Annotated in this window: 5 protein-coding genes; 1 reads left to right on the top strand and 4 read right to left on the bottom strand. The window is 74.6% G+C overall.

Going from position 1 to position 4,627, the window contains the following annotated elements:
• Positions 1-216 precede the first annotated feature (216 nt).
• The gene (locus G6556_RS17230) at positions 217-1,221 is read right to left on the bottom strand and encodes a 5'-3' exonuclease (protein WP_240934678.1); all 1,005 of its coding nucleotides are present in this window, start codon (positions 1,219-1,221) and stop codon (positions 217-219) included.
• Positions 1,222-1,273: 52 nt separating this feature from the next.
• Between G6556_RS17230 and G6556_RS17225 the strand changes: the two genes are divergently transcribed.
• Positions 1,274-1,693: a hypothetical protein gene (locus tag G6556_RS17225; RefSeq protein WP_166944129.1), complete on the top strand. Its 420-nt coding sequence runs from the start codon at positions 1,274-1,276 to the stop codon at positions 1,691-1,693.
• A 7-nt stretch (positions 1,694-1,700) separates the two neighbouring features.
• Here G6556_RS17225 and G6556_RS17220 read toward each other — a convergent pair whose 3' ends face one another.
• The 3 genes from G6556_RS17220 to G6556_RS17210 are packed head-to-tail and all read right to left on the bottom strand — an operon-like array spanning position 1,701 to position 4,503.
• Positions 1,701-2,711 (bottom strand): LacI family DNA-binding transcriptional regulator, encoded by a 1,011-nt coding sequence (locus G6556_RS17220; RefSeq protein WP_166944127.1) that lies wholly within the window; start codon positions 2,709-2,711, stop codon positions 1,701-1,703.
• Positions 2,712-2,733: 22 nt separating this feature from the next.
• Positions 2,734-3,642 carry a carbohydrate ABC transporter permease gene (locus tag G6556_RS17215; protein ID WP_166944126.1) on the bottom strand — a complete coding sequence of 303 codons (909 nt, stop codon included), beginning with the start codon at positions 3,640-3,642 and terminating at the stop codon, positions 2,734-2,736.
• A 3-nt stretch (positions 3,643-3,645) separates the two neighbouring features.
• Positions 3,646-4,503, bottom strand: coding sequence for a sugar ABC transporter permease (locus G6556_RS17210; RefSeq protein ID WP_166944131.1), 858 nt, complete (start codon positions 4,501-4,503; stop codon positions 3,646-3,648).
• Between the last annotated feature and the right edge of the window lie 124 nt (positions 4,504-4,627).

Genomic DNA, 4,627 nt, shown 5'->3' with positions numbered 1-4,627 from the left:
GCCGGGCGGCGGGCGGCGCGGGGGGCTCGGCCGCACGCGGCCCGGGCAGGCGGGGCGCGCCGCGTTCCCACCAAGTTGTCGCGCTGCCGTGAGAAGTCCCGGGTGGGGGCGCGACGATCCGGTAGGGATCAGCCGCCGCCCGCGCGCAGACCGCGCGGCGACGCCGCCCGGGCGCACCGCGCCGCTGGTCCCAGCGCGGCGCCCGCAGCGCGGGCGTCAGCGGTTGGCGAGCGCCGTCAGGACGCGGCGGACGCTCGACTCCAGGCCCCAGCGCGCCGTGAGGTCGACCAGCGCCGCGCCGTCCACGGGCTCGCGCGGCAGCGCGAACGCGTCCGGGCCCGCGGGCGGCGCGCCGTCGGCCAGCCGCACCGGCGCGTCCGCCGCCACCCGCACCACGCCGGGCGCGACGGCGAGGTAGTCGTCGGCGGCGACCAGCCGCTGCCGCTGGGTCGCGGTCAGCCCGCGGTCGCCGGCGTCGCGCGCGGCGAGCAGGCCCGGCAGGTCGCCGTACTTCGCGAGCATCGCCGCTGCGGTCTTCTCCCCGATGCCCGCGACGCCGGGCAGGCCGTCGCTCGGGTCGCCGCGGAGCACCGCCATGTCGGCGTACGCGCCGCCCGAGGCGACGGCGTACTTCTCCCGCAGCCGCGCGGCGTCCACGACCTCGACGTCCTTGATCCCGCGGATCGTGTAGAGCACCCGGACCGGGGCGTCGTCGTCGACGAGCTGGAACAGGTCGCGGTCGCCCGTCACGACGAGCACCGGCGACCGCTCCCCCGCGGGACGCGCGACCTCGCGCGCCGTGAGGGTGCCGATGACGTCGTCCGCCTCGTACCCCTCGGCGCCGGCCCGCGCGATGCCGAGCGCGGCCAGCACCTCGGCGATCACGGGCACCTGCGGCGCCAGGGCGTCCGGCACCTCCTCGGCCACTGCCACGCCCTCCGACGACGCGGCCGCCGCGGCCTCGGCCCCGCCGACCGCGCGGTGCGCCTTGTACGACGGGATGGCCGCGACCCGGAACGCCGGGCGCCAGTCCTCGTCCCAGCACGCGACGAGCCGGTCGGGCCGGTGGTCGGTGACCAGCCGGGCGATCATGTCGAGCAGGCCGCGCACCGCGTTCACCGGGCTGCCGTCGGGCGCCTTCACCGAGTCCGGGACCCCGTAGAACGCCCGGAAGTACAGGGACGCGGAGTCGAGCAGCATCAGCGCGTGACGGTCGGCCATGCCCCGAGTGTGGCAGGCGGGGCCGCACCGCGGCGGGCACTAGCCTCGCGCCATGACCGCCGAGTGCTGGGACCTGACCGACGCGTGGATCTTCACGGCCGTCGGGGAGGGCACCCGGCACGACGACCTGAGCGCCCTCGTCGGTGCCGCGGACCACTACGCGCACGACGTCCCGTCCGAGGCGGACCTGAGCCGGTCCGTCGGGCGGCTGCTGGCGTCGGGGCTGCTGACCGAGACCGCTCGGGCATGGCAGCCGACCGCCGCGGGTCGGGCGCTGTGGGAGGGGAGCACCGGCGCGGGCTACGGCCGCGTCGTCTCGGTGCACGAGCAGCTGGTGTCGGTCCCGCTGGTCGAGGGCCGGCGGGAGATCGCGCCCGGCGCCCTCGACCGCGCCCACCACCGGCACGCGCACCCGTTCACCTGGCGGCTGCCGCGGCGCCGGCCCCGGTACTCGACCCGCGGGCGGCACTGAGCGGCGGTCACGCCGAGGCGCGCTCCACCAGCGACGTCGGGAGCGTGATCCGGGCGGGCTCGGCCCCCTCGACGACCTCGAGCAGCAGCCGCACCATCTCGGACGCGATCCGCTCGAACGGCTGCCGCATCGTGGTCAGCGGCGGCTCCAGCGTCGCGGCGAGGCCCGAGTCGTCGAACCCGCCGACGGCCACGTCCCCGGGCACCGACCGGCCCGCCTCGCGCAGCGCCACGAGCGCGCCCGCGGCCATGAGGTCGGAGGCCACGAACACGGCGTCCAGGTCGGGGCGCCGCTCCAGCAGCTCGCGCATCGCGGCCTGGCCGGACGCGCGGGAGTAGTCGCCGTGCGCCACGAGGGCGTCGTCGTACGCGTCGCCCACCGCGGAACGGTACCCCGCGAGCCGCCGGAACCCGCCGGGGGTGTCCATCGGGCCCGTGATGGTGGCGACCCGCGACCGGCCCCGGGACAGCAGGTGCTCGGTCATCCGGCGGGCGCCGCCCTCGTCGTCGGCGGACACCCAGCCGATCCGGTCCTCGTAGCCCAGCGGCTCGCCGCACGCGATGGTCGGGACGCCCTGGCGCAGCAGCTCGCCGACGACGGGGTTGCCCCGGTGCGACGAGATGAGCAGGACGCCGTCGACGTGCCCGGCCGCGACGTAGTCGGTGATCCGCCGCCGCTCCTGCTGGGTGCCGGCGACCATGAGCAGCAGCGGCATCTCCCGCGCCGCGAGCGCCTCGGCGGCCGCGCGCAGCAGGATCGAGAACGTCGGGTCCTCGAACAGCAGGTGCTGCGGCTCGGTGAGCAGGAACGCCACCGAGTTGGAACGACCGGTGACGAGGCTGCGGGCGTGCTGGTTCGCGGAGTACCCGGTGGTCCGGATGGCCTCCTGCACCGCGACGAGCGCCTCGGGCGACACCCAGTGGCCGCCGTTGAGCACCCGGGACACGGTGCCGCGGGACACCCCGGCGGCGGCCGCGACGTCGCGGATCGTGGGTCGGCGGCGGGCGGTCGTGTCCACGACCCCTGACCTTACGGGCACGTCAGGCCTTCACGGCGCCGGCCGCGAGGTCGACCTGCCAGTACCGCTGCAGGGTGAGGAACAGCGCGGTCAGCGGCAGGATCGACAGCAGGGCGCCGGTGATCACCGAGGTGTACATCGCCGGCTGCGACGCGCCCTGGTTCAGCAGGCCCGAGAGGCCGACCGTGAGCGGGAACAGCCGGTCGTCGCCGAGCATGATGTACGGCAGCATGAAGTTGTTCCAGATGGCGACGAACTGGAACAGGAACACCGTGACCAGGCCGGGCACCATCATCGGCACGGAGATGGACGCGAACACCCGCCACTCGCGCGCGCCGTCCGTCCGGGCGGCCTCGAGGACGTCGTCCGGCACGGACGCCGCGGCGTAGATGCGCGCCAGGTAGATGCCGTAGGGGCTGATGATGCTCGGCAGCAGCACCGACCAGTAGGTGTTGGTCAGGCCGACCTGGGCGAGCAGCAGGTACTGCGGGATCGCGAGCACGACGCCCGGGACCAGCACGCCCGCCAGGATGATGTTGAAGATCGCCGACTTGCCGGCGAACCGGAACTTGGCGAGGCCGTAGCCGGCCATCGCCGAGACCAGGACGGAGAGCAGGCCACCGACGCCGGCGTACAGCGCGGTGTTCGCCATCCACCGCCAGAACAGCCCGCCGCGGTAGGCGGACAGCTCGGTGACGTTGTCCCACAGGTGGGTGGACGGGGCGAGCGTGAACGTGGAGAACAGCTCGCCCGCGCTCTTGGTGGACGCGATCAGCACCCACAGCACCGGGAACAGGCAGTACAGCGCGCCGAGGAGCAGGATCGCGGTCGGCCAGAACGACGGCCGCTGCCGGCGCTCGCGCACCGGGGTGGGGCCGGCGGACCGGCGCGCGGGGCGCGCGTCGGGGCGGGAGGAGGTCAGGGTCGCCATGGGTCAGCCGTTCTCCTGGGCGAAGGCGCGGCGCTGCACGAGGCGCAGGAAGCCGAACGAGAGCACGAAGGTCGCCAGCGCGATCACGACGGAGGTCGCGGCGGCGGAGTAGATGTCGTCCCGGGTGAAGGCGTCGCGGTACACCTTCATCAGCGGGCTCCACGTGGTGGAGATGGTGTTGGTCAGCGGCCGCAGCGTCGTCGGCTCGGCGAACACCTGGAGCGTCGCGATCATCGAGAACAGGAACGTGAGGATGAGCGACGGCGCGACGATCGGGATCTTGATCCGCCACGCGATGCCCCGCTCGGTGGCGCCGTCGAGGCGGGCCGCCTCGTACAGGTCCGTCGGGATCGCCTTGAGCGCCGTGTAGATCACGATCATGTTGAAGCCGACGCCGCCCCACAGGCCGATGTTCGCGATCGCGAACAGGATCACGTCCGACGACAGCACGTCGGCGGTCGGCAGCCCGAGGGACTCGGCGAGGTACTCGAACGGGCTCACGCGCGGCAGGTACAGGAAGCCCCACAGCAGCGAGGCGATGACCGCCGGCACCGCGTACGGGAGGAAGATCGAGACGCGGGAGAAGCCCTTGAGCCCCGTGCGCTTCGCGTCGAGCAGCAGCGCGAACAGCAGGGCCAGGCCGAGCATCGTCGGCACGAGCACCAGGCCGTACAGGCCGACGCGGCCGACGGACGCGAGGAACTCGGGGTCGCCCAGCGCGCGGGAGTAGTTGGCGAAGCCCGCCCAGACCTCCTGGCGCGCGCCGGCGCCGAGGCCCAACCCGCTGACCTTGACGGTGCGCAGGCTGAGGTAGACGGCGTAGCCGATCGGCAGCGCGAGGAAGAGCGCGAACAGCGTCATCGCGGGCGCGAGGTACACGTACGGCGCGATCGTGCGCCGCTGCCGTGGCCGGCGCGGCTCGACGGCGGCGGCTGCGGGGGTCGTGGCGCGCGGCTCGGTAGTGGTCACGAGGGGTCCTTCCGCG

It is taken from the genome of Cellulomonas sp. IC4_254 (genome assembly GCF_011603975.1).
Lineage (GTDB): Bacteria > Actinomycetota > Actinomycetes > Actinomycetales > Cellulomonadaceae > Cellulomonas.
This window is presented reverse-complemented; position numbering and strand designations above follow the sequence as displayed.